The sequence below is a fragment of the Mammaliicoccus sp. O-M54 genome (assembly GCF_022386035.1).
GTDB classification, from domain to species: Bacteria; Bacillota; Bacilli; order Staphylococcales; family Staphylococcaceae; genus Mammaliicoccus; species Mammaliicoccus sciuri_A.
This window is the reverse complement of the sequence record NZ_JAJNJE010000008.1, coordinates 35,035-60,544: the sequence shown is the minus strand read 5'-3', so window position 1 is coordinate 60,544 and position 25,510 is coordinate 35,035. Positions and strand designations below refer to the sequence as shown.

The 25,510-nt window shown below is 32.4% G+C and carries 29 protein-coding genes; 11 read left to right on the top strand and 18 right to left on the bottom strand.

All coding sequences use genetic code 11. From position 1 onward, the window contains the following. Positions 1-31: 31 nt before the first annotated feature. Both LQ673_RS12540 and LQ673_RS12535 read right to left on the bottom strand, forming a co-directional pair. Positions 32-1,465 carry a sucrose-specific PTS transporter subunit IIBC gene (locus tag LQ673_RS12540; protein ID WP_191836285.1) on the bottom strand — a complete coding sequence of 478 codons (1,434 nt, stop codon included), beginning with the start codon at positions 1,463-1,465 and terminating at the stop codon, positions 32-34. 123 nt (positions 1,466-1,588) lie between these two features. Then, positions 1,589-2,425, bottom strand: a complete 837-nt coding sequence (locus tag LQ673_RS12535) for a hypothetical protein (RefSeq protein WP_126476706.1) — start codon at positions 2,423-2,425, stop codon at positions 1,589-1,591. A 151-nt stretch (positions 2,426-2,576) separates the two neighbouring features. On the opposite strand from LQ673_RS12535, the gene LQ673_RS12530 reads away from it, so the two are divergent. Together LQ673_RS12530 and LQ673_RS12525 are read left to right on the top strand one after the other, a co-directional pair. Beyond that, positions 2,577-3,518: an agmatinase family protein gene (locus tag LQ673_RS12530; protein WP_191836284.1), complete on the top strand. Its 942-nt coding sequence runs from the start codon at positions 2,577-2,579 to the stop codon at positions 3,516-3,518. A gap of 28 nt (positions 3,519-3,546) precedes the next feature. Further along, the gene (locus LQ673_RS12525) at positions 3,547-4,770 is read left to right on the top strand and encodes an Nramp family divalent metal transporter (protein ID WP_191836283.1); all 1,224 of its coding nucleotides are present in this window, start codon (positions 3,547-3,549) and stop codon (positions 4,768-4,770) included. Between the two features lie 59 nt (positions 4,771-4,829). Here LQ673_RS12525 and LQ673_RS12520 read toward each other — a convergent pair whose 3' ends face one another. Beyond that, the gene (locus tag LQ673_RS12520) at positions 4,830-5,414 is read right to left on the bottom strand and encodes an AAA family ATPase (protein WP_191836282.1); all 585 of its coding nucleotides are present in this window, start codon (positions 5,412-5,414) and stop codon (positions 4,830-4,832) included. Between the two features lie 54 nt (positions 5,415-5,468). On the opposite strand from LQ673_RS12520, the gene LQ673_RS14885 reads away from it, so the two are divergent. Then, the gene (locus LQ673_RS14885; protein WP_239704784.1) at positions 5,469-5,570 is read left to right on the top strand and encodes a type I toxin-antitoxin system Fst family toxin; all 102 of its coding nucleotides are present in this window, start codon (positions 5,469-5,471) and stop codon (positions 5,568-5,570) included. A 157-nt stretch (positions 5,571-5,727) separates the two neighbouring features. Here the strand turns inward: LQ673_RS14885 and LQ673_RS12515 are convergent, their stop codons facing one another. Together LQ673_RS12515 and LQ673_RS12510 are read right to left on the bottom strand one after the other, a co-directional pair. Beyond that, complete coding sequence (locus LQ673_RS12515; protein ID WP_025905698.1) at positions 5,728-6,099, bottom strand: hypothetical protein; 372 nt, start codon at positions 6,097-6,099, stop codon at positions 5,728-5,730. Positions 6,100-6,380: 281 nt separating this feature from the next. Next, positions 6,381-6,899, bottom strand: coding sequence for a GNAT family N-acetyltransferase (locus tag LQ673_RS12510; protein WP_126476709.1), 519 nt, complete (start codon positions 6,897-6,899; stop codon positions 6,381-6,383). A 106-nt stretch (positions 6,900-7,005) separates the two neighbouring features. On the opposite strand from LQ673_RS12510, the gene LQ673_RS12505 reads away from it, so the two are divergent. After that, entirely contained in the window at positions 7,006-7,449 is a 444-nt protein-coding gene (locus LQ673_RS12505) for a YtoQ family protein (protein WP_239704788.1), read from the top strand. A gap of 51 nt (positions 7,450-7,500) precedes the next feature. On the opposite strand, the gene LQ673_RS12500 is transcribed toward LQ673_RS12505, so the two are convergent. Then, positions 7,501-7,962, bottom strand: a complete 462-nt coding sequence (locus LQ673_RS12500; protein WP_037589302.1) for a threonine/serine exporter family protein — start codon at positions 7,960-7,962, stop codon at positions 7,501-7,503. Between the two features lie 10 nt (positions 7,963-7,972). Beyond that, the gene (locus LQ673_RS12495; RefSeq protein ID WP_037589303.1) at positions 7,973-8,731 is read right to left on the bottom strand and encodes a threonine/serine exporter family protein; all 759 of its coding nucleotides are present in this window, start codon (positions 8,729-8,731) and stop codon (positions 7,973-7,975) included. A gap of 229 nt (positions 8,732-8,960) precedes the next feature. On the opposite strand from LQ673_RS12495, the gene LQ673_RS12490 reads away from it, so the two are divergent. Then, positions 8,961-9,401, top strand: a complete 441-nt coding sequence (locus LQ673_RS12490) for a MarR family winged helix-turn-helix transcriptional regulator (protein ID WP_126476710.1) — start codon at positions 8,961-8,963, stop codon at positions 9,399-9,401. Positions 9,402-9,445: 44 nt separating this feature from the next. Here LQ673_RS12490 and LQ673_RS12485 read toward each other — a convergent pair whose 3' ends face one another. The 4 genes from LQ673_RS12485 to LQ673_RS12470 all read right to left on the bottom strand — a co-directional run bounded on the left by LQ673_RS12485 (position 9,446) and on the right by LQ673_RS12470 (position 12,202). Continuing rightward, complete coding sequence (locus tag LQ673_RS12485) at positions 9,446-10,015, bottom strand: DNA-3-methyladenine glycosylase I (protein WP_191836281.1); 570 nt, start codon at positions 10,013-10,015, stop codon at positions 9,446-9,448. A gap of 10 nt (positions 10,016-10,025) precedes the next feature. Then, positions 10,026-10,511 (bottom strand): DUF1648 domain-containing protein, encoded by a 486-nt coding sequence (locus LQ673_RS12480; RefSeq protein ID WP_159315806.1) that lies wholly within the window; start codon positions 10,509-10,511, stop codon positions 10,026-10,028. 86 nt (positions 10,512-10,597) lie between these two features. Then, a complete protein-coding gene (locus LQ673_RS12475) occupies positions 10,598-11,812 on the bottom strand; it encodes a NupC/NupG family nucleoside CNT transporter (RefSeq protein WP_025905003.1) in 1,215 nt (404 codons plus the stop codon). 180 nt (positions 11,813-11,992) lie between these two features. Next, complete coding sequence (locus LQ673_RS12470; protein ID WP_025905002.1) at positions 11,993-12,202, bottom strand: hypothetical protein; 210 nt, start codon at positions 12,200-12,202, stop codon at positions 11,993-11,995. A gap of 202 nt (positions 12,203-12,404) precedes the next feature. Here LQ673_RS12470 and LQ673_RS12465 point away from each other — a divergent pair, with 202 nt between their 5' ends. The 3 genes from LQ673_RS12465 to LQ673_RS12455 all read left to right on the top strand — a co-directional run bounded on the left by LQ673_RS12465 (position 12,405) and on the right by LQ673_RS12455 (position 15,968). Beyond that, positions 12,405-13,235 carry an aldo/keto reductase gene (locus tag LQ673_RS12465; protein WP_037589308.1) on the top strand — a complete coding sequence of 277 codons (831 nt, stop codon included), beginning with the start codon at positions 12,405-12,407 and terminating at the stop codon, positions 13,233-13,235. Between the two features lie 49 nt (positions 13,236-13,284). Then, positions 13,285-14,217 (top strand): aldo/keto reductase, encoded by a 933-nt coding sequence (locus LQ673_RS12460; RefSeq protein WP_191836279.1) that lies wholly within the window; start codon positions 13,285-13,287, stop codon positions 14,215-14,217. A gap of 710 nt (positions 14,218-14,927) precedes the next feature. Beyond that, entirely contained in the window at positions 14,928-15,968 is a 1,041-nt protein-coding gene (locus LQ673_RS12455) for an NAD(P)/FAD-dependent oxidoreductase (RefSeq protein WP_037589371.1), read from the top strand. A gap of 77 nt (positions 15,969-16,045) precedes the next feature. Here LQ673_RS12455 and LQ673_RS12450 read toward each other — a convergent pair whose 3' ends face one another. Then, on the bottom strand, positions 16,046-16,948 hold the full coding sequence (locus tag LQ673_RS12450; protein ID WP_191836278.1) for a helix-turn-helix transcriptional regulator: 903 nt from the start codon (positions 16,946-16,948) through the stop codon (positions 16,046-16,048). A gap of 302 nt (positions 16,949-17,250) precedes the next feature. Next, complete coding sequence (glpT, locus tag LQ673_RS12445) at positions 17,251-18,612, bottom strand: glycerol-3-phosphate transporter (protein ID WP_037589310.1); 1,362 nt, start codon at positions 18,610-18,612, stop codon at positions 17,251-17,253. A gap of 186 nt (positions 18,613-18,798) precedes the next feature. On the opposite strand from glpT, the gene LQ673_RS12440 reads away from it, so the two are divergent. Together LQ673_RS12440 and LQ673_RS12435 are read left to right on the top strand one after the other, a co-directional pair. Then, positions 18,799-19,380, top strand: coding sequence for a TetR/AcrR family transcriptional regulator (locus tag LQ673_RS12440; protein WP_159315832.1), 582 nt, complete (start codon positions 18,799-18,801; stop codon positions 19,378-19,380). A gap of 12 nt (positions 19,381-19,392) precedes the next feature. After that, positions 19,393-19,938: a hypothetical protein gene (locus LQ673_RS12435; RefSeq protein WP_191836277.1), complete on the top strand. Its 546-nt coding sequence runs from the start codon at positions 19,393-19,395 to the stop codon at positions 19,936-19,938. Between the two features lie 42 nt (positions 19,939-19,980). On the opposite strand, the gene LQ673_RS12430 is transcribed toward LQ673_RS12435, so the two are convergent. Beyond that, positions 19,981-21,006 carry a hemolysin family protein gene (locus tag LQ673_RS12430; RefSeq protein ID WP_239745065.1) on the bottom strand — a complete coding sequence of 342 codons (1,026 nt, stop codon included), beginning with the start codon at positions 21,004-21,006 and terminating at the stop codon, positions 19,981-19,983. Between the two features lie 232 nt (positions 21,007-21,238). Here LQ673_RS12430 and LQ673_RS12425 point away from each other — a divergent pair, with 232 nt between their 5' ends. After that, positions 21,239-21,883: a FusB/FusC family EF-G-binding protein gene (locus LQ673_RS12425; RefSeq protein ID WP_159315834.1), complete on the top strand. Its 645-nt coding sequence runs from the start codon at positions 21,239-21,241 to the stop codon at positions 21,881-21,883. Positions 21,884-22,102: 219 nt separating this feature from the next. Here LQ673_RS12425 and LQ673_RS12420 read toward each other — a convergent pair whose 3' ends face one another. Genes LQ673_RS12420 through LQ673_RS12405 form a run of 4 tightly spaced genes read right to left on the bottom strand, consistent with a single transcriptional unit; the run spans position 22,103 to position 25,412 of the window. After that, entirely contained in the window at positions 22,103-22,705 is a 603-nt protein-coding gene (locus tag LQ673_RS12420) for a response regulator transcription factor (RefSeq protein WP_191836276.1), read from the bottom strand. Next, a complete protein-coding gene (locus LQ673_RS12415; RefSeq protein ID WP_191836275.1) occupies positions 22,702-23,808 on the bottom strand; it encodes a sensor histidine kinase in 1,107 nt (368 codons plus the stop codon). The genes LQ673_RS12420 and LQ673_RS12415 overlap by 4 nt, the downstream gene beginning before the upstream one ends. Then, positions 23,808-24,539 (bottom strand): ABC transporter permease, encoded by a 732-nt coding sequence (locus LQ673_RS12410; protein ID WP_106417328.1) that lies wholly within the window; start codon positions 24,537-24,539, stop codon positions 23,808-23,810. Before LQ673_RS12410 ends, LQ673_RS12415 begins: the two co-directional genes overlap by 1 nt. A 6-nt stretch (positions 24,540-24,545) precedes the next feature. Further along, on the bottom strand, positions 24,546-25,412 hold the full coding sequence (locus LQ673_RS12405; RefSeq protein WP_201277779.1) for an ABC transporter ATP-binding protein: 867 nt from the start codon (positions 25,410-25,412) through the stop codon (positions 24,546-24,548). Positions 25,413-25,510 lie beyond the last annotated feature (98 nt).

Genomic DNA, 25,510 nt, shown 5'->3' with positions numbered 1-25,510 from the left:
TGTACGAAATAATGAGAGGTCGTAACAAATATTATGATTGCACATCTCTATATGCTTTTCTTCTAGATAATACAATTGTAACAACAAATGCGACAACAATTGCTATCGCCATACCGATAATATAGTTAAACCAACTACCTGGAGCTATAGAAATAAATCCTGGTAATCCCGCTGTACCGAGTGCAATAGCTTTTACTTTTGTTGCGGCTACATAACAAGAACCGACACCTGATCCTATAATTGCACCGATAAATGGATAACGTAATTTTAAGTTTATACCAAACATAGCTGGTTCTGTAATACCTAACAATGCAGAAATACCTGCTGCTGAAGCAGTACCTTTCATCTTATGATTCTTCACAATAAAGAATGCTGCAAGTGTTGCTGCCCCTTGTGCAACGTTAGACATTGCTGCAATTGGGAATATAAATGATCCGCCTGTATTTGCTTTATCTGCAATCAATGTTGTTTCAATAGCGATAAAGCTATGATGCATACCAGTAATAACAATCGGTGCATATAATAATCCAAATAATAATCCACCGATTGCGCCACCTGTTTCATATAACCAAGTTAAACCGTCAGATAAGAATGTCCCTGCAGTTCGTGTAACTGGTCCAACGACTAAAAATGTAACAAATGCTGTAAAGAATAATGACAGTAATGGTGTTAACAAATTATCTAAAGTAGAAGGGATGACTTTTCTAAATCCAATTTCTAATTTAGCAAGTATGTAAGATGCGACTAATATAGGTAACACTTGTCCTTGATAACCAACCATTTTGATAGAAAGTCCAAAAATTTCCCACGTTGGGATTTCGTCGCCTTTTACTAAAGCTTTAGGATAATCATAACCATTCATTAAACTAGGATGCACAAGTATCATACCAAGTGCAGCTCCAAGAAATGCATTGCCTCCAAACCGCTTCGCTGCACTAAACCCTATTAGAACTGGTAGAAATACGAATGGTGCATTTGCGAAAACATTAATCATATTAGCTAGACTTGCAAATTGACTATGTACATCAATAAATGACGCTTTATCATAAAATAAATCTTTAGCAGTCAAAATATTGTTAATCCCCATTAATAAACCACCTGCTACAATTGCAGGAATAATCGGAACAAATATATCTGATAACATTTTTACAAATTGCTGAATCGGATTTAATTTCTTAGTCGACTTTTCTTTTACTTCTGATGTCGTAGATGCCTCTAACCCTGTTAAAGATTCCATTTCCGCAAAAACTTTATTAACCGTTCCAGAACCTATAATAATTTGGTATTGACCACCCGTTGAAAAAGTCCCCTTAACAACATCCATATTATTTAATTGGTCTTCATTTACTTGAGACTCGTCTTTTAATACAAGTCTTAAACGCGTGGCACAATGCGCAATAGCTTCAATATTATCTTTACCACCTATTGCTTCAGTAATATTCTGAGCTTCCTTTTTATAATTCATTCATTTCACTCCTTATTTATCCCGTTCTTTTTGGTACCGGTACCAAAAAGATTCAAAAAAATATATTAACATGATATGATTGTAATCGGTTCCATTAAAATTGTCAACGCTACGAATGTAATTTTACTGATTTAAATTAATATAACCAGCTCTAATTTTTTTGCCATTTTCATTAAAGGATTCTACATAACCATCTTCACTAACATTATAAGAACCAAGTAGTTTGCCATCTTTACTTGAATATGAAAATCCAAACACGTCACCTTTCTTCTTAGGTTCTTTCCAAATGATATGATCTGTATCATCTTTATCTATACCTTCAAATGCTTCTACTGCATCAAATACATTCTCTCTCGTAATGGTTGTTTGTTGATTATCCCTTGAATTTTCAAACTGAAAGTCATCTGGAAATTGCATGATATATTGAATATTATCATCGTCAGTATTTCCTTTTGTATATACAGCAACTTGATAGCCGTTATGATTCGTCTTGTTATATACAACAAATGAATGTCCTTGTCTCGTTCTTAAATCTTGTGTTGGTTCACCATGAAAATCGACGAAGTCTTTATACGTAACGTGGTTACTAGGAACGATACTAAATTGTTTAACTGGATAACCTTCACTCAAATAATACCTAACCATAAAGTTCCCATAAACATGCCCTTCTCTTCCTAAAAAATTACGTACTTCTTCTTCATCTCCATATTTAGATTCTATTTCTGATTTATCCATTGTCTTCACTAATCCTCTATATCCCGTAACATGGTTTTCATTCATATAATGATCAGAAAAATCTTGTGATAAAACATTAATTTTTGGCGTTTCTTTTTTATTTTTCTGCTGTTTATTATTGGATTTCGAAGGTTTTTGATTGTGATTTTGAGGATCTCCTATTGTGATACTACATCCTGTTAACAGCAATATAGCAGTAACCATCCATACACATTTATATATCATGATTATAAATCCCTCCAATCATTTTAAGTGAAATTTAATTAATTTATTAAAATTAATATTCCCTTTTCTAAAAATAATATTCAGAAAAGTTTGAAAACGAATGATTACTTTTATATAATGTGAATAAATAATTGAAAGGAGAACTTTTACAATGACAGAACGAATTTATGGCAATACACCTTGCTTTTTAGGTGGTAAAAACTTAACAAAAGAAAAAGATTATTCTACAGACGTTCTCGTATATGGCGTCCCTTTCGAAGGACCTTGCACTTGGGGAGATTATACTGGGTGTGAATTAGGGCCGAAGCAAATTAGATTATCTTCTGCTAGATATAGTGGATATTTACCTGAATTAGATCACATAGATGTACATAAACATTTATCTATCGGGGATGTAGGTGATGTTTCAACTGTACCACATGATGTTGATCAAACGGTTCAGAACATCGAAGCATTTGCTGAAGATTTATGGAAATCCAATAAATTTTTAGTTGGATTAGGTGGCGATCACGGCATCACTTATCCAATTTTAAAAGGATTAACGAACACCGGGAAAAAAGTAGGCATTATTCATTTAGATGCGCACTATGATAATATGCCTCACTATGAAAATGAACAATTTGCGCGTAATACACCTTTCATGAGGTTGTACGAAACAGAAGGCATTCGAAATGAGAGCTTAATTCATACTGGTATTCATGGACCTCGTAACCAGCCTGAAACGGGACAATTCGCTAAAGAAAATGGTGCGGTTACTATCACAATTAATGAAATTAAAGAAACATCTGATTTACGTCAGTTTGCGCGTGATATTTATGCTCAATCAAGTAAAGATGTAGATGTCGTTTACTTAACGATCTGTAGTGATGTACTCGATTTCGCTTTTAATCCAGGCGGCCCTGTTGATGGCAATGGGTTAACAAGTTATGAACTATTAACAATGATTTATGAATTTGGAAAGTTAGGTCTTATTGGTATGGACTTTGTTGAAGTTTATCCAATGCAAGATGCGAATCAGAACTCTGCTCACTTTGTTTCAACTGCTGTACTTTATGTATTAGCCGGCCATATTAAGTATTTAAACAAAGTTTAACGCCTTACAAACGAAGGGATGACAAGATATGACTGAAAAGAGAGAAAGAAGTAAGTTTAGTATTTTTGGTCCCGGAATGATTATTACTGCATCATTTGTTGGTCCTGGTACCGTTACAACCATGACTCAAGGTGGTGCAGGGTTTGGATACAGCTTACTCTGGGCAGTAGTCTTCTCAATCATTGCAACGATTGCACTTCAAGAAATGGTTGCTCGATTGGCGCTTGTTACAAATGAAGGTTTAGGAGAAGCTATACGGGATATTTTTAATCACCAATTACTTAAAATCATCACAGTTTGGTTCAGTATGATTGCTGTCGCAGTTGGTTGTGCAGCATACATATCGGGAGATTTATTAGGGACATCGTTAGGTGCTTCCTATTTACTAGGCATTCCAGAAAATTATATTGCACCTGTCATTGGTATCGTTATTTTGTTAATCGGGTTAAGCGGTAGTTATGATTTAATAGAAAAAGTTATGACCGTACTTGTGCTCATTATGGGTGTCATCTTTATAACAACAGTGATTGTCATTCAACCAGATTTCGGTGCTGTCTTAAAAGGTGCATTCATACCGAGCATACCTAACGGCTCATTATTAACTATTATCGCACTAATTGGTACAACAGTAGTACCTTATAATTTCTTTATCCATGCCAGTTCTATACATGAACGATTTAATGGTATAAAAGATTTAAAAATTGTAAGAATCGATACAATTGTTGCGATAGGATTAGGTGGAGTGATTTCTGCTGCCATACTTATTACTGCAGGCACACTCATCCATGGAAAAGAAGTCTCAAGTTTAGTCGAGTTATCCGAACCACTTAAGCCAATTTTAGGAGACTTTGCACCTATATTTATGAGTGTCGGATTATTCTCAGCAGGTCTATCTTCAGCAATTGCCTCTCCAATGGGTGCCGCAGCAACAATCAGTAGTTGTCTCCGTTGGGAAGGTGGCGTGAAAAGTAAAAAATATAGACTCGTGTTCGCAATCGTCATTTTCATTGGTATCATCACATCTTCACTCGGATTCGAACCATTAGAAGTCTTACTCATTGCACAAGCATTAAATGGCATCATTTTACCACTCATCGCAATATTAATCTTTGTAATATTGAATAAAAAGAATATGATGGGTAAATTTGCAAACGGCATCGTCCTTAACATCATCGGACTATTCGTCGTACTTGTCGTATCATTTTTAGGTGTTTACAGTTTAATAGATGCTATACAAAGCTTTATCGGATAAATCAAAAACCCTTCACTATCACCTTAGTGAGGGGTTTCGTCTTAAAATATAACAATTATTCATCTAATATGCTTAAATGTCGTTAAAATTCTATCAAGTTTTCTCTTTAGCCAACTTCTATTGTTTAATAGCTTTAATTGACTTTTTTGAGCGATTTCATTTACAACTTGATCAACATTTAATTGATCTGTATATATTTTATATTCTGTAACAACATTATCAAAAAACTCAATACAGTCATCCATTTGAACACGAGCAAATGTTTCTCCCAATTCCAGTCTTTTATTCAAACGTCTATTTAAAGTTTTCTTATTTGCATACAATATATAATGATCTAATCGAATCCCGTCTTTTTTTAAGCGTTCAATTATTTCTTGGTAGTACTCAATATTAATGATCGTCATAGGTACAATGATTATACCGTCATATGACTCTGCTATATACTTTAATAAATCATAGTTAAAGTATCTCCATTGATTATGGTCTTGAAAATTATCTTTATGTAAATTCTTAGGTATATTATGGCGTATAAAGAAACCTAAATTTTCAGGATCATAAACAAAAGATTTAGATAATCTCTTATTCAATTCAAAAGCCACAGTCGTTTTTCCAGAACCATACGCCCCATTTAACCAAATAATCATAAGTTCACCCTTTTCTATAGAAGACACTCAAAATGTTCGCAATATAGATTAAAATTGTTTTTAACCATATACCGCTCTCCAAGAGTAAGAAACATTATATGTGGATGTGCAATAGCTTACTTTTCTCATTGGTTAGAGAATCGTAAGAAAAAATAATAGGCGACATTTAGCCGACACCACTAATAAAACCCCCTCACTACGGCCATAGTGAGGGGGTTTGGTGTTGAGTCACAACAATTGCTTTTGTTAGTAACATTATACCACCTATTGCATTTCATGTCATGTGTAAAATTAACATTGATGTTCAAAAAATTCATTTACTTTTAGCAATAGACATACCCATTTCATTCTTTATGTGATTTGCTACAGTCTGTAATTCAGGAAAATAATTATTAGCAAAACCTATAATGATTTTATTCTTCACAAATTCATTTAATTGTCTATCCTCTGGAATAGTCTGATCTATCAATTCCAAAAGTTCTCTATGATTTATATCATCTAAACTTACATTACCCAAATACTTCATAATAGCTAACATAAGTTTATCAAACACCTCATGCTCAAAATCAAAATCCAATAATAATAAACTTACAGAGTTTGTCTCTAATTGATTATCACCAATTCTAACTGATAGTTCGCTTATAGCTTGATAAAGTAATCTAAAACTCTCTTTATTCTCAAGCATATTCAAACACCCCTTGATTATAAAATAATTAGTATGTGTATTACCACAATCATCTTCTAAAATAATGATAACCAAAACTCTAAATCAAGTCCAAACTAATAGTAAATGAAACATTGCATTAAAAACCCCTCACTACTGGCATAGTGAGGGGGGTGGTGTTGAGACACAACAATTGCTTTTGTTAGTAACATTATACCACCTATTACATGTCATGTCATGTGAAAATTTACATTATTTTTCCAGTTCAATCTACATGATTCCAAATATCTTCGATAGCATCTCTATATTTCTGTCTCAACGATATAGTCGGTTGATATGTCGTTACCGGCTACGAATTGATGTGATCCTACTATTTTATATCCATGTTTAGTATAGAAGTTCAGTGCTTGGTGATTATGTTCCCATACGCCTAGCCACAGTTTTGATTTTTGTTGTTCTTTAGCAATTTCAAAGGCTTTTTTCATGAGTTCACTGCCGATTCCTTTTGACTGAAATTGCTTATACATGTATAAACGTTGTACTTCTAAATAGTCATCTCCCATTGGTTCTGTTTGTGCTGATCCAATGTTGAGTTTCATGTACCCTGCTATTTCTTGATTGATTTTTGCAAAGAAGTACCATGATTCTTTATTTTGCAGTTCGCTTAAAAGTATTTCATGATTATATGCTTCTTCAAAATATTGATTCATATCTTCTTGTGGCATGTCGTCTATAAATGTGTCTTTAAAAGTCGTTCTACATATTGTTGATAAAGCTTCTATTTCATTTTCTTGAATAGCTGTTATTTCGATTGTATGCATATTGAGAGCCTTCTTCCATACTTTTTTATTTATATTTTTCTAATCATATCAAAGAAAGCGATTGTTTTAAATATGTTAAACTAATAAAAAAGGAGTGAATATTCGTATGACAAATTTAACGATTTATTTAGCAGGACAAATTCATGATAATTGGAGAGAAGAAATCACTCAGAAAGCTGAACAGCATAATTTACCGTTAACGTTTGTTGGTCCGCAAACCAAACATGATCGTTCTGATAATATTGGTGAATCTATTTTAGGTGAACAACCTAATAATTATTATAAAGATCATGCCGCTTCTGATATTAATAATTTCCGTACGCAAGTGTTAATGAATAAAGCAGATGTTGTCATTGCATTATTTGGTGAAAAATATAAACAATGGAATACGGCAATGGATGCTTCTACGGCGATTGCTTTAAACAAGCCGTTAATACTTATACGACCAACTGACTTAATTCACCCACTTAAAGAGTTATCTAACAAAGCAAATGTCACTGTTGAGACAGTAGACCAAGCATTAGAAGTCCTTAAATATATTTACGAATAAAAATAAAAGGTTATGACGCTTATTAATGACAATACATGCGTGATAACCTTTTTATTTAACTTTATTTAATTGTCGATGTTTCTTAAATTTATAGTAAACTTTCGATAATAAATCTGCTATGAGCAACCCAAGTGCTATTGAACTTGAGATAAGCGCAACTTTTATCATCGTAATTAATGCTTCATGATAATCATTTAATATTAAATTTTTAATTGCTTCATAGGCTGTGCCCCCAGGTACAAGTGGTATGATACCAGGAATAATAAAGAGAATAACTGGTGAGAAGAATTTTCTACTCATGATATGTCCTGCCACACCTATAAACAAACCGCCAATAAACGAAGATTGTACATCAGATCCATTGACTATCATACCCGTTTGAAAAGCAACCCACCCGATGGCACCAACGATACCAGCAGGAGTTAATAAATATTTAGGTGAATTAAATAATAAAGCAAAAAAGAAAGCAGTACCAAAACTAAATACAATGTTTAATATTATCGTAATAACCATAATTCACCTCTTATGAGAATATTAACAACACAATACCTACACCGACACCAATGGCAATAGAAGTAAAAGTTGCTTCTAATCCTTTAGATATACCAACTAATAATTGTCCTAAAAATAAATCTTGAATCGCATTCGTTATGAGTACACCTGGCACAATCGGCATAACTGCAGATATAATCGCAATATTTAAAGCATCTCCACCAAATAACATTTGATTATAAATAGCGATTAATGCGATGACACTTGCGGCAATAATTTCTGCTATAAATTTAACACGTGTCCATGAATGTAGGATTTCCACTATAGAATAACCTATTGCACCACCAATAAATGTAGCGATGATATCTTCTTTATGTCCACTAAATAAATATAGGAAGAAAATTGAAATGAAACCTGCAGCAATCATTTTAAACGGTAATGAGTATGGTAATGGAGATTTATGTATAGTACGAATACGTTTCAATGCTTCTTCAGCAGATATTTGCCCTTTATCTAACATTCTAGAAATATTATTTACTCGGTGGATATTGCCTAAATTAGTATCTCGTTTACTAACTCTATAAACTCTAATATTATCATCAATATCTAAAGCGAAATTTATAATCGTTGAACTGACATAACATTGATTATTCGGATACCCTAATCGTTTAGCCATTCTATACATCGTATCTTCAACTCTAAAAGCCTCCGATCCCGCTTCTAACAATACTAAACCAGCATTCATCACAATTTCTTGAACTAAAGATTTAGGATAACGTTGTTGATTCATATACTATACACCTCACTTTATCTTTATATCTATAATAGAATATCAAAAATAACATTACAATTTAACTTTTCCTTCAAAAAAATTCTAATTTATATTTATATTATAACTGAGATTTTCCAAAACTGAATTGAGCGCGATAATTTTTGCTATTTTATGAACATTTCGTAAATAGCTTGACTTTGTTTTCATTTCATAATAGGCTTAATTTTGACGTAAGGAGGATAATGAAATGGATATACCACCAATCAACAAACAACTTGGATTCATGTTATATGTTGCGTCAAAAGAGCTTATAAAAAAATATACACCGATATTGAAGAAATATAACCTAACATATACAGGTTATATCGTTCTTGTAGCTATAGATAAAAACGAAGTAATCAATATTAAAACTTTAGGCGACAGACTATACTTAGATTCTGGGACTTTAACACCGTTATTAAAGAAACTTGAAGAAAAAGGATTCGTTAATCGTGAAAGAGCGATTAATGACGAAAGAAACTTACGTGTTTCTCTTACTGAATCAGGTGTCGAAACACAAGGTCAAATCTTAGAGGAAATTTATAAAACATTCAAAGGTTTGAACATGGATACCGAGCAATTTAACGAATTAAGAGATTCAGTAGAATCATTTATTCAAACAAATCTTAATAATGACAAAGATGCATAATTTTGAAATAACATAAAGGGTTAGGACAAGCTTTAATGATTGTCCTAACCCTTTTTATTTCTATTATAACTGTGATATGGACAGATGATGAGATGGTCATCTATAATACCGATGCTTTGTAAAAAAGAATACATAATTTTAGGTCCAACAAATTTGAATCCTAATTTTTTTAAGTCTTTACTTAGTTTAATAGAAAGCTCCGTTTCTGCCGGTACTTCTGACATGTCATGCCATTCATTTATAATTGGCTCGTCGTCTACATATGACCAAAGAAAATCAGCAAAGCTACCATATGTTTGTTGTATTTCTTGAACTAATAATGCATTACTCTTTACGGATTTTATCTTACCTATATGTTTAATGACATTATATTCAGTTTTAATGCTTTCTAATTCTTCATCTGTTAACGCTGCGCATCGATCAATGTTAAATTGTTTAAAAGCTGCTTGATAGGCTTCACGCTTTTGAATAACCGTTTCCCATGACAGACCAGCTTGCGCACCTTCTAATGATAACATTTCAAAGATGTAATCATCATTTTTATTAATTCTACACCATTCATCTTCGTGATATTTTTTCATTAAATCACTACTTGGCCAAGTACATTCAGACATTTATCTTCACTCATTTCGTATTTTCATTTTTATCTAACATATGATTTCGAGCCATAAATATGATAATCGTCAAGCCTAACACACTTAAAATAATAATCGATTCCCAAACACCCAATTTAAAAGGCATACCAAGTGCCGTATACAAGTCTTTAATGACGAGAAATGTAAATAATGCCATCATTTCAAATTTAATAAAGTAAATTAATAATTTAGCATTTTCTATTTGGGCTTTATTTGGTTGACCATAAAGTGATGGAACATGTATGTATTTATCTAACTTTGGATTGCTGACTAAATAATGAAGCATAAGCCATATCAATAATCCTAATACCGGCATAAAGAATATAAAAGTCTTCGTCGACCATGCATCTGCATCTCCAGCAAAATTATAATGACTCGGTATTTTATCCGGTAAATCGGCAAAGTTAATCAATATTAATATGACAGAAATTAACCACAAAACAATACTCGATATATCTAATACTTTTTTGAGCATGATATATCCCCCTTTATAAAAAAAGCAACAAGTACATTAAATGTGCTTGTTGCTTTTAAATTTAACTTTAAAAGTGTTTATTGAACTTACCAAGCAAATAATCCAACGAATGCTGCTGTTAACAGTGATACTAATATACCTGATAACAACATCATTGGTACATATTTAGATACGAAATTAGATACATCTTCTTTGACGATACCTTTCAAAGTACCTATTATCATACCAATAGTAGAGAAATTAGCAAATGATACTAAGAATGTACTAATTACTGCTGCTCTATGTGTTGAATATTCACTTATTTCTTTACTGATTGTGCTCATGACAACAAATTCATTTGTTACAATCTTAAGTGCCATTTGTTGAGCAACTACCCATGCTTCTCCAACTGGCATACCAAGTAAAATTGCAAATGGGAACATGAAGATTCCGAGAATATACTCTAATCTTATGTTTGGTAAGTATGGAATTGGATCCATAATACCTAGTAATTTATTGATCAAGTCTGCAATCGCAACAAATGCGATAACAAATGCGATAATGATTAATACAAGTTTACCTGCATTGATAACTGAATCCCCTAAGAATGAGAAGAATGGCTGTTTTTCCCCTTCGTCTATCTCAGCCACAACATCATCTTCTGGGTCTAAATCAAATGGATTTAAAATTGTTGTTACAATAATCGCATTAATGATGTTTAATGGTATTGCCGTTAATACATATTCTCCTGGTATCATTGTGACATACGCACCAACAATTGCCCCTGATACAGAACTCATAGACATCATTGCAAGCGTAAGTACTCTGACTTTATTCATAGATGTTAATTGTTTAGATGAAACCGCTAATGCTTCCGTATTTCCTAAGAACATCATTTCAATTGAGAAGAATGACTCAAATTTAGGTTGTCTTGTTACTTTTGAAATAACCCAACCTAACATTGAAATAAATTTCGGTAAAATACCTAAATACATTAAAATATCAAATACTGGTACAACTAGTAAAATTGGTAGTAACGCTGAAACTGCCATATCCATTTTCCCTGGTCCTGGTGCTGTAAAGCTACCAAATGCAAATCCAATTCCCGAAAAAGCAGATTCTAAAAGCCATGATACGCCGTCAGCCGCACCTTTAACGAATCTCGCCCCGAAAGAAAATTGTGTGAAGAACCATGCTAATACTAAGTTAATAACAATTAGTATTAAGACTGATTTCCAATCAACATTCTTTTTGTCTCTAGAAAAAAGAAAAGCGACACCAATGAATACCAACAAACCAATTATGTTGATGATTAAAAACATTGTTTATTGTCCACCCTTTTCGTTTAATTAAAAGCACCATTATTATAACATGCAACGTAAAAGTATGTTACTACATTTTTACATACTATTTACGATTTTTTTAAATAAAATAAACGAACAAACCATAATGGCTTATTCGTCGAATTTTCAATCATATACATTTTTACTCGTTAAATTTAATTATTTAGAAAATTGATCAAATTGATTAATAGATTGATCACATTTCATACTGATAGCTAAATATACAATATAACCAGAAACCAGTACCATGATTAAAGCATAAACTGTTAATACATAAATATTAGAAATAATTGCCGTATTAAACAGTACCAACATGAGTATCATGATTGCATCTATAATGCTTAATGATATGACACATACACGCTCCATTTTAACCCTTCTTTTCTCAATAATATGACTCTAGCTATTAGCTACTTATCTTGCGCAATGAGATACATCTTACTACATTCACTATATGAATTCAATACGTTTTACAAAAATATTTATAAGCTGATTATTCCTATCTACAAAAAGAGGTATGATATAGTTTAAAAGTGTACAGTCATTATATTTATATAGGAGGCATTTTATCATGGAAAATTATCATTTAAATGATGGACAAGTGTTACCGCAAGTAGGATTCGGCACATATAAATTGAACGGATCATCTGGTGTTCATGCAATCGTAAATGCATTAAACAACGGATATCGCATATTAGATACTGCATATAACTACGAAAATGAAGGTACTGTCGGAAAAGCGATACAAGAAAGCCATGTTAGTCGCGATCAAATTATCGTAACATCAAAGCTACCTGGTCGTTATCATAGTTATGATCAAGCCATTACTGCTATACAAGAATCGATTTATCGATTAGGTGTAGAATATATTGACTTATATTTAATTCACTGGCCAAACCCTAAACAAGGCAAATATGTAGAAGCTTGGAAAGCACTCATAGACGCACAGAAACTTGGCCTTATTAAATCTATTGGTGTATGTAATTTCTTAGAAGAACATATTGATACATTAGAAAAAGAAACTGGCGTACTACCTGCAGTTAACCAAATAGAATTACATCCTTATTTCAACCAAAAAGATGTACTCGAATATCATCAAGAAAAAGGTATTATAATAGAAGCTTGGAGTCCATTAGGTCGCGCTTCAGAAGTTATAAACGATAAAGAAATTGGTAAAATCGCTGAAAAATATAATAAAACAATTCCGCAAATCATTTTAAAATGGCACGTTCAAAATGGTATTGTTCCAATTCCAAAATCAACATCTAATGCTAGACAACTACAAAATTTAGATGTGTTTGATTTCTATTTAGAATCAGAAGATTTACACGCAATTGATGCATTAACAAAAGCTGATGGACGTCTTAAAGATCAAGATCCAGCAACTTATGAAGAATTTTAATTCAAACTTATTCAAATTTACAACAAACAATGAGAAAAGGATGATTGAAATGGCAAATCGCGTAAAATTAGGTAAATCAAATATTGAAGTTAATCCAATTGGTTTAGGAACAAATGCTGTTGGCGGTCATAATTTATATCCAAACCTTGATGAAGAACAAGGTAAAAATGTTGTAAGAGCTGCCCTAGACAATGGTGTTAATTTATTAGATACTGCTTTCATTTATGGTCCAGGAAGATCAGAAGAACTTGTCGGAGAAGTCGTTAAAGAATACAATCGTGAAGACGTCGTGATTGCTACTAAAGGCGCTCACTACTTTGACGGCGATGATACTAAATTATCTAACGACCCTGAATTTTTAAAAGAACAAGTTGAAAACAGCCTTAAAAGATTACAAACTGACTATATCGATTTATATTATATTCATTTCCCAGATGACGAAACACCTAAAGACGAAGCAGTTGCAGCTTTACAAGAATTAAAAGATGCTGGAAAAATTAAAGCAATCGGTGTTTCTAACTTCACATTAGAACAACTTAAAGAAGCTAATAAAAATGGTAATGTAGATGTTATTCAACATGAATATAATTTATTAAATCGTGAGAATGAACACATCTTAGAATATACAGCAGAACATGATATTACATTTATTCCATATTTCCCATTAGCAGCAGGATTATTAGCTGGTAAATATGATGAAAATACAACGTTTGATGACTTAAGAGCAGAAAAACCTGAATTCCAAGGTGAAGCTTTTAAAGAAAATCTTAAAAAAGTAGATAAACTTAGAGAAATCGCACAAGAGCATAGCGTAGACGTAGCACATATTGTGTTAGCATATTATTTAACAAAACCATCATTAGATGTGATCATACCAGGCGCTAAACGAGGCGAACAAGTTATCGACAACTTAAAAACATTAGAAGTGAACTTAACAGAAGAGAACATTCAACTTATCGAATCACTCTTCCCAATCGCATAAGTATGATAAGAAGGCTGAGACATGAAAAATTGTCTCAGCCTTTCATTATGTATGAGTGTGCTAATTTTCATTTTGCGGAATTGTGGTAATTAGGTGAGCGCTAACTTCCATTTTTCTAAATTCTGGTAATTAGAACGCGCTAACTTCCATTTTTCTGAATTGTGGTAGTTAGAACGCTGTAACTTCCATTATTCGGAATTCTGGTAATTAGAATCCGCTAACTTCCATTTTTCTGAATTGTGGTAGTTAGAATCGGCTAGCTACCATTATTCGGAATTCTGGTAGTTAGGTGAGCGCTCTCTTACGGACACTTCTCAGAATTATGTCCCTAACAACCTCTCTTACGGACACTTCTCGGAATTCTGTCCCTAACGACCCCTCTTACGGACATTTCTCGGAATTCTGTCCCTAACGACACCTCTTACGGACACTTCTCAGAATTATGTCCCTAACAACCTCTCTTACGGACATTTCTCGGAATTCTGTCCCTAACACGACTCATTTTTTCGACAATACTCAAATACATCCTCACTATCACCCCCGATTCACACAAATATTCTCGCCCATTTTTTATTCATCTAAAAATATTTTACATATGTATTTAAATTAAAAAAATTATGCCAATTCCGTCATTGATATTGATTATCATTTGCAAATATAGGATAATAATCGTAAGTTGAAATAATTAGGAGGAATCATGACTGATGAATATTACAGACGTTACGATTATCGGCGGGGGTCCAGCGGGATTATTTGCAAGTTTCTATTCCGGGTTAAGAGGAATGAGTGTTAGAATAGTTGATTTCCAAAATAAATTAGGCGGTAAAATGCATGTCTACCCTGAAAAAGTCATTTGGGATATAGGGGCTCTTGCGCCAAAACCTTGTTATGAAGTTATTCAAGATTTAGTTCAACAAGGCTTACATTTCGGTCCAGAAGTGTGCTTAGAAGAAAAAGTTATTGATATTAAAAAAGTTGAAGAACAACATTTTATTATATATACAGAAAAAGGTCATGAGTATCATTCAAAATCTGTCATTATTGCTGTTGGTAGTGGCATTATCAAACCATTAACTTTAGATATTGAAGGTGCTGAGCGTTTTGAATTATCTAATTTAAATTATGTTGTACAGTCAATTCAGAAGTTTAAAGACAAACACATATTAATTTCGGGAGCGGGAAACTCTGCATTAGATTGGGCTTGTGATTTATCAGAATATGCGAAAAGTGTTACGCTTTGCTACAGAAAAGAAGAAATTTCTGGCCATGAGCATATGAAACAATTATTAGATAAACTTGATATTTCTAAGAAACCAAGTATGGTTATTAAACAACTTAACAGTGACCCTGATAAACCAGTTATTACAGAAGTTGTTTTAGAACATGTTGATACAAAGGAACAAGAAATCATACCTGTTGATGAAGTTATCATTAGTCATGGTTTTGATCGTGAATCAGAATTACTTCATAATGCACAAACTAAAGTTAACTTAGTGAATGAATTCTTTATTGAAGGTTTAGGGAATGCTCAAACTTCAGTACCTGGTATTTTCGGTGCTGGGGATATCCTTAAACATGATGCAAAAGTTCATTTGATTGCTTCTTGTTTCAATGATGCTGCAAATGCTGCAAACTTAGCTAAAAGCTATATCGATCCTGAAGCACAAGCAGGTGGTCGCGTATCGAGCCACAACGACATCTTCAAAGAAAAGAACAAAGAAGTTATTAAAAAATATATCGCACAATCATAATATGAATCATTTACCTTCCAATCTCTTTAACCTTATAAAAGATTGGGAGGTTTTGTTTTGTTAAAATCGCGAAATTTTTATGTACATATCATGCTTGAATAATCCTCTTGAAACTTTTTCAAATAATATTTAACTTCCTCATCTGATAAATCTTGCTCATGATCTACTTCATTAAAAAAGCTTTGTCGCTCAATTTGTACGTGTTTACGTTGTGTCATATCACGATACTTTTTCGGTGTAACACCATAATACAATTTAAAGCAATAAATATAAGACGATACATTATAAAATCCATGTTTTTCTGAAATGTCGATTACTTTTTCTTGTGTATGAATTAAATCATACGTGCTATTTAACAATCTAATGTCCGTTAAATAATCTTTAAAGTTCACACCCATTTGTTCTTTAAATAATTTCGAAAAATATGATTCAGAAATATGATATTTATCGGTGAATGTATTGATCGTTATACGTTCATTATAATGCTCATAAATATAATCTTTAATTTCATCAATTATTGGGTTCATATGCCGATTAACAAGTGGACATTCTTTTGAATAAACCGTCAATCGTTCTCTATAAAATTCTAATATCGTAATAAGTTGCTTCATGATTTTTAAATTGCGATTGTTTTCTTGTATTAAATATAAATCACACAGGCAAATTAAATGGTCTCGTAAAGGGACTAACTTTGTCTGCATACTTACATGCTGATGATATGAAAGTAACTCTGGTATCATCGTTGTTATGATTGACTCATACAGATGAATTTGTACGACGATATTCCCTTCTGATACATCGAGTTTATACCACTCATTATGTTTAACAACAAACGTTTCTCCTTCTTTATATTCTTTACTATGCTCTTTAATCGTGACCATAACACGACCCTTTAATACTACAAAAAAAGAAATACCTATATGATTGCGATATTTAGTAGCAGAATATTTTAGGTATTTGATTTCATATATATTTCTCACAACAAATCTCCTAATTCTTTGATATCTTAATATATTTAATCCAAATTCCAAAAGTAAACATCAAATTACTAATGTAAAAATATTGAATTATAATGACGTTATTATAATTCGAAAACTTAAATCAGTAAATATATAAATTGAAGAAAATCAGATTAAGGTAAATGTTTTAATATTTTGAAAGAATCATACAATTTATTAAGTGAGAATTTATTGAATAGTGTCATTGAATTTCGCGAACGTTTATCATTAAATAGGAAAAGAGACTAAGGTAAAATGCCCTAGTCTCTTTACACTTTATATAATTATGATTTTACAACTTCTTGTCCACGTTTGTTCCAAGTTAAGATGAAACTTAACATTGCTAATACACTAATGATTGTTAATAATAAGAATCCTGAATCCCATCCTAATTTATCAACAGTTAATCCCATAATGATATTAGCCATTACAGCTCCACCTAAATAACCAAACAATCCTGTTAATCCTGCTGCAGTACCTGCTGCTTTTTTAGGTACATAATCTAATGCTTGTAAACCTATCAACATAACAGGTCCGTATATTAAGAAACCGATCGCAACTAATGCGATATTATCTACTAATGGGTTTCCTGCTGGATTTAACCAATATACGATGACAGCGATTGTCACACCTAACATGAATATAAATCCTGCTGGCCCCCTTCTACCCTTGAACACTTTATCCGAAATATAACCACATAATAATGTTCCTGGGATACCTGCCCATTCATATAAGAAGTATGCCCAACCTGATGCATTTAAGTCGAAACCTTTTTCTTCACTTAAATATGTTGGTGCCCAGTCTAACACACCATATCTAACAAAATAAACAAAGATATTTGCGATAGCAATCATCCAAACCCATTTGTTATTCAATACATATTTAAAGAGAATATCTTTTGTTGTAAGCTCTACTTCTAACGTTTTCTGCTCTTTATTAGGGTAATCATTTCGATATTCTTCAATCGGTGGTAATCCCATCGATTGAGGTGTATCCCTAACTAGAACGTATGAAATAATCGCAATAATTAACGCGATAATAGCTGGATATATAAATGCACCTTCAAATCCTTTTAAATAACCAAATGACAATGTTCCTGTAATTGAAATACCAAGCAAGGCAATCGGTGCCATCAACCCGCCACCAACATTATGCGCGACATTCCAAATAGCTGTCTTACCTCCACGTTCACTAACGCTGTACCAATGTACAAGCACTCTTCCAGATGGTGGCCATCCCATACCTTGGAACCAACCATTTAAGAAAAGCATAATAAACATGATAAATACACTAGATGTTAAGACCGGTATAAAACCCATCAATAAATTAACGATTGCCGTTAATACTAAACCTAATGTTAAAAATATTCTTGCGTTACTCCGGTCACTCACTGTACCCATAATAAATTTACTAAAACCGTATGCAATTGAAATAGCTGATAAAGCAAATCCTAATTCCGTCTTACTAAAGCCTTCATCGATCAATGCAGGCATTGCAAGTGAAAAGTTTTTCCTTAATAAATAGTAACCAGCATAACCAAGAAATATCCCTATAAAGACTTGTAGTCTCAATTTCTTATATGTATCATCTACCTGTTCACTTGGTAGAGGATCTATATGTTTCGCTGGCTTCAAGAAATTCGCCATACTCTTACCTCCTATTATTAATTTTTTGTAAAGAATGTAAAGATTTTGTAAAATGCAATTTATAATTTCATCATATGTATTGCAAACGTTAATGTCAATGCATTTTTATATTTTTATTATTTAATATATTTTATTTTTCAAACTTTTATTTAACACAGGTGTATTAAAATATGTTAGACTTCTACTATGCCAAAAATTATTAATCATAAAGAAAAAAAAGAACAAATTATTCAATATGCCTTTCAGTCAATTGTTGAAAATGGTGCAAAGGGATCTACGGTTAGACAAATTGCTAAACTCGCACAAATGACACCGGGACAAATTAGATATTATTTTCCAAGTCATTCAGAATTACTCAGTGCCGTTATGTCTGAAGTAGAACTAAAGGTAAGAAGGAGAATCGAATCAATACTCACGTCTGATAACCAAGATACAATTGATAAAGTAAAAGCATGTTTACTCGCCGTTTTACCGTTAGATGAAGAAAGATTAGCTGATATGGAAGTATGGATGGCCTTTCGATATGACATCCATGAATACGGACAGAGTACTTTAGATGATGGATTAGATGAACTATGTGTAACGGTATTAACAATTTTAGAACGCGATCACTTATTAAAAAACAACATCAATATACATCTTAATTCAATGAGACTTCACGCATTAATTGATGGATTAGCACTACATAAATTGTTAAATCCAGAACAGACCTCTAATGAAGATATTGAAGCAATTGTATTTGAAGAAATTTCAAAGCTTACAAAATAAAGGAGGATAATCATGAATTTTATTGTGTGGCTCATTATTTTTTGTGAAGTTGCTTTCTGGGTCGTTATATTACTTGGACTCGTCACAAGGTATGTCTTCAGACAGAAAAAGCTTGGGCTCATTTTTCTAGCACTTACACCCGTAATTGATTTGATTCTATTAATTACAACAGCTGTGGATTTAATGAACGGTGCAACTGCCGAAACACCTCACGCTATTGCTGCTGTTTATATATCTGTTTCAATTGTCTTTGGTAAAAGTATGATTCAATGGGCAGATGACCGCTTCAGATATTATGTCATGAAAGAAGGTAGCAAGCCTGAGAAACCTAGTGGATTCGCGTATGCTAAACTATATGCGAAAAGTTGGTTTAAACATTTACTCTCTTACATTATAGGGACAGGTATTCTACATTTAATCATTTATTTAATTCATGATAAAAATAGAACAGAAGCTATGGATGGTGTTATTCACATTTGGTCAATAGTGCTCATTATTGATTTAGCTATCACCATCTCGTATTTCATCTGGCCACCCAAAAAGAAACAGACAGAATAGAAAAACCTGAGCCATTTTTTGTGGCTCAGGTTCTTTTTACGTCTATTTATCGTGTTCATCTTCAATGTTACCGACAATATTTTCAAGTATGTCTTCCATCGTAATCATACCTGCTAATTCACCGTGTTCATTATGAACAATTGCGATATGTGCGCGTTGTTTTTTCATTTTATCTAGTACGTTTTGAATGGCATCTGCCTCTTTGACGTATATGATTTCATGAATCAATTCAGTAATGTCTTGTATGTTGTCTTTCAATAAATCTTTCGCATGTAAATATCCAATAACATTCGTTTTATCATCTTGGTAAACTGGATATCTCGTATAATAGCCATTTTTCACAAATTGAATAGCTTCTTGCTGACTAGCATCACTATTGATCATTGTCATATTGTCTTTAGAAATCATACAATCTTTGACGACAAGTTCATCATAAATAAAGACTTTATTAATATGTTCTAGTTCTGTTGATGAAATTTCCCCGCCTTGGTGACTTTCTTTACTCAACATCTTCAATTCTTCTTCAGAGTGATATAATTCAGACTCTTTCGCAGGCTTCATACCAAATAAGCTCAATATCATTCTTGCTGACCCATTTAAAATAAAAATAAAAGGATATAATAATTTGTAAAACAGTATGATCGGTCTTGCAAAGAATAATGTAACTTGTTCTGCTTTTTGAATTGCGATTGTCTTTGGCGCCATTTCACCTACTACAACGTGTAAATAAGTTGCGATAATAAATGCGCTGACTAATGTTAAGACATGAATAACCGTTTCTGATAATCCAAAGCTACTATAAAGTGGATGCAGAATAAACTCAAATGTTGATTCGCCAACCATACCAATTCCAAGTGCTGTAATGGTAATACCTAGCTGACATGCTGCTAAATACTCATCAAGATGTTCGACTACCTTTTTAGCTGGTTGAGCGTTCTTATAATTCTGTTCTGCTAAGTAGTTAATTCTAGATGACCTGACCTTTACAATTGCAAATTCCGTCGCAACAAAGAATCCGGTTAAAGCGAGTAATACAATAAACGTGATTAAACTAATTGTGGTCCCCAATTATTAATTAATTCCTCCATATAATAAAAAATTCCAACCATATTCGGTTGTCTTTTAATTTTACACTATTTCGAATAATTTTTATAATAATATACATTTGAAATTACATGGTTAAAGGACTATACTAGTGTCTGATAAGGAGGGATCTTAAGATGCTACTAAATGTGTCATGTTCTCTACAATTATTCATACCCAACGATCAAAGGAAATAATTTAAAAGAAGGGATTCAATATGAATAATTACATTAAACCATATCAATTCGTTAGTATTAAAGAAAAATCTGAACAGTTATTTAACGTTTATAAATCTGTAAATGATATAAAAACAATCGATACGTTTCAAGCTATAACATACGACCATATTTCACAGCTTTTTGAGGAAAAGCATTCAGAAATAGAAGATTTCACAAAAATCATTATGAATAAAAAGATTTCTCGAGCACAAATTGAGAAATTATTATTTGGACTTAAAAGCTACGTCGTTCCATTTGAACAGCCTTCAAGTAAGCAACTTGAAAAAATCTTTAAAAAGACCAAGAAATTAAAACATCCAGAATGGGATAACATAGACTTAAAAGAGTCTTCATATATAGGTTGGAATGATTCTGGTAAACAAAAGAAATTTATCGTGCTTTATGAAGATGATAAATTGATAGGTGTATCAGGAGACTTATCACCTACCATTAAACCCGGAATCTGTAGTATATGTAAGAAAGAATCCAATGTTTCCATGTTTCTATCAACTACGAAGTCAAAAGGTGATGGAACATATACTAAAAATGGTAATTATATTTGCCATGATAGTGAACATTGTAATCAACAACTCGATCAACTAAACGGATTATATGAGTTTATACACACAGTAAAAACAAAATAATCAATAAGAAAGCTGAGCACATCATCAAATGATGGCTCAGCTTTTCATTTATCGGCCCGAAAATCCCGTTTTCGGGTCGTTATTTTTATTTATCGGCCTGAAAATCCCGTTTTCGGGTCGATATTTTTATTTATCGGTCCATATTTCTCATTTCTGGACCGGTAATTTATTTTATCGGTCCAGAAATTCCCTACTTACCTCTACTACCCTTGCACCTATCTATATCCATCCTTTTTCGATTGCTTTCTGCCATGCGTCAAACCGGTTATCTGCTTCTAATTTATCTATAATTATCGATGTATAATTTCTAATTGTGCCGTCTGATAAATATAACTCTTTTGATATTTCTTTACTGGATAAGCCTTTGCCTATTTCTTTCAATACGAGTTGTTCTTTCGGACTTAATGGATTTCGATCTTTAAACATTGATGTCATTAAAGATTCACTATATTCTTTCTTACCGTCCATCACATTTTTAATTGTTTCGACAAGTTCATCTATTGATCGTTCTTTCAATACGTATGCATCAACATCGTTTGCTACTGCACTCTCAAAGTATCCAGGTCTTTTAAAAGTTGTAACGATGATGACTTTCGTATTTAAATTTGAATCTTTTACTTTTTTCAATACTTCTAATCCTGTCATTTTAGGCATTTCGACATCTAGTATCGCGACATCTGGTTCGTGACTTTGAATACTTTCTAATGCATCTTCTCCATTTGAAAAGTCCCCTAAAATATTTAATTCATCATTCATTTCCATCAATTGAACCATGGCTTTACGTAACATTTCTTGGTCTTCTGCTATAACAATTGATATCATAATGTGTCATCCCCTCTAGGCAATGTGATCGTCATTTTTAATCCTTTATTTAAATTACTTACTTTTAGTTGGCCATTTAATGCATGAACACGATTTTTGATACTCTTAAAATCATCTTCATCAATGTGTTTCATACCTATGCCGTCATCTATGATTACCAATGTTAAATGTTCATTTTCTTCAACGATTTCACCTGTTACTTTAGTAGCCTGTGCATGCTTAATGACATTGTTAACCGCTTCTCTCAAAATCATGGACAGTGCTGATTGTCGAGTTGGACTGAGTGATTGAGCTCTGTCAGCATTGTTAAATTCAAACGATAAGTTTGCATTTTCTAACAATGTTTCCATCGTCTTCACTTCTTCTTCAAAAGATTGCAACTTCAAATCATCTACAATTGCTCTTACTTTAACAAGTGCTTCTTTAGATAATTCATTCACAGACGCCATTTCTTCTTTCGCTTTATCAATATCTTTATCCACTAATTTCATCGCAAGTTCAGATTTAATACTTAAACTCGCAAACACATGACCTAACGTATCGTGTAAGTCTTGTCCTATTCGATTTCGTTCTTGTTCAGCAATTAACGTATTGATATGTTCATTTTTACTTCTAATTTCTTCTTTTAACTGTTCAGATTCTAACGCTTTAAAATTTCCAAACATAATAAATATCATGACAATACTCATAGGTATCATAATAATTAAATAGTCTCTATGATCAACTGCAATAATATAAATAGCAATCATAAACGACACAATATACATCAATACTTCGATAGATTTTATTTTAGTTTGAAAAACATATGGAATAATATAAGCTGCATAGAAAAAGAATAATAAGTGAGAAGCATTAAAAAAATCTACAAAATAAAATATACCTAAAAAATGAACCATTAAAAGTATTCTTCTAAGCATGCGCCTTTTAGATAAATCTACATAAATCATCATTAAGTAACTTATCGTAAATAGAGCGGTAACCAATATACCGCTCCATAAAGGTCCTCTATGACCAAGTACTGTTAAACTCAATATCGGAAAGATGAGATAAATTAAGTTTGATGAACCTATAGGATTATCTTTAATTCTTTCTATTAATGTCATTAAACCACTTCCGTCTTTTTACGTATAATCAACGCAATACTTATAAACAGTATACAATAAATTGCCAATATAAGAAGTGATACAAAGTGTATACCACCTTGAGTTGTCACAGATAAAGAAAGTTCTCTTAAATTATAAGTAGGTGTTGCATACGATACGTGCTTTAGCCAATCTGGAAACTGATCTGTCGGGAACCAAAGTCCACCCAATACAGCAAGTCCTAAATATATGATATTCGCAATAGCACTAGCTTTTTGAATATCTTTTATTTGAGATATGAGAACGCCCATTGATAAAAACATGCTAGACCCAACCCATAACATCAATCCTGAGCCAATCCATTCGCCTGCTGACATTTCAACACCTTTATAAAAAGCACCTGTTAAAAATAATGCGATAATGGCTAGACAAAACATGCACATGAGTTTCATTACTTTCCCTGCATAGTAATAACTTGGAGATAAAGGTGTTTTGAATAAATTTTTAGACCATCCAATTTTCTTATCTTCTATCATCTCTAACGGAAATGTCATAATACAGAAACTACTTAAACTGAACGTCGCCATACTAAACATATATTCTTTATAAAATTTAGCTTCGTATTCTTTAGGTAAATCCAATAACGCTGTAAATATTAAATAAAATACTAACGGCAACATAATCGAAAGTATTAAATATGATTTTTTTCTAGTTAACAATAACAATTCAGATTTAAAATACGCCCATAACATATCTCATCAAACCCTTTCTTCATTTTTTGAAAATATCGTATCCATCAATGACTCTTTAATAATTTCTACCTCATTAAAATCAATGCCATAGTCTATAAATGCTTTAATAACAGGATTAACATCTTCAGTCGTAATGATGAGCATATCTTTAGATGCTTCAACCGAAACATTTTTAAGAATGTTCACCACTTCTTTCTTAGATAAAGGAATTTGAATCATCGTTTTGTTTTCACTATGACGTATCGCTCTAGGTGTACTATCCATAACAAGCTCACCTTTATTAAGTACAACAACACGGTCAGCCATTCTTTCAACTTCTTCAATATAATGAGAAGTATAAAATATCGTTTTACCTTCTTGTTTCATTTCCTCAATCACTTTCCAGAAATGCTTCCTCATTTCAGTATCCATCGCACTTGTCGGTTCATCCAAAATGACAAAATCCGGTTTCCCAATAATAGATAATGTAAAATCCAATATTCTGCGTTCACCACCAGATAATTTAGCAGCAAATTGTTCAAGTTTATCATTATCGAATCGAGTAATTTCTTTAAAAGTTTCTATCGAAATCGTATCTTTATAAAAAGACTTAAAAAGATAAAACAACTCCTTAACTTTCATCACATCCGGGAAAGCCGTCGTTTGAAACAAAATACCCATCCGCTTCTTATCTAATTGTTGATTGTCACTAATAATTTGCCCGTCATTAGGATGTCTGTCCCCAATAATCATATCAATCAACGTAGACTTACCAGCACCATTTGGACCAATTAAAGCCGTACATTCACCCTCATTAATTTGAAAAGAAACATCACTCACAACTTTTTTCTGATTATAGATTTTCGTTACATTTTGAACATCAATCACAATCATCACCGTCCTTTATAAGTTATCTATATTATAAAAAATCACACCATCCGTTATAAGTACAAACTGTCACGAATATCATATGACAAATGTCATGAAAGGCA